At 62.3% G+C, this 260-nt stretch carries 1 protein-coding gene; it reads right to left on the bottom strand.

The features are described from left to right. A partial coding sequence (locus tag E0698_RS26420; protein ID WP_202895090.1) for a HoxN/HupN/NixA family nickel/cobalt transporter occupies nt 1-260 on the bottom strand: 260 nt, incomplete at both ends.

Here is a 260-nt window from a genome sequence, read left to right as displayed (position 1 = left end):
AGATGAACAGCAGCAGCGCCACGAGGACCAGCCCGGCGTGGCCGAGGTCGAGTTCGGCCAGGAAGGTGGTCACCGGGTCGGTGAGCCCGAGCATCGCGTGCAGTACGCCGGCGATGGTGATGACCGAGATGAACAGGGCAGAACCTGCGGACACACCGGTGATGACCATATTGAAACCGATTCGGCGCTTAGGGTCCACAACGGCGCTGCCGTACATCTTCATCATCGCGACGCCGTTCACCGTATCGCACAGCGTCATC

The organism is Paenibacillus sp. 23TSA30-6 (assembly GCF_014858585.1).
GTDB lineage: Bacteria > Bacillota > Bacilli > Paenibacillales > Paenibacillaceae > Paenibacillus.
This window is presented reverse-complemented; position numbering and strand designations above follow the sequence as displayed.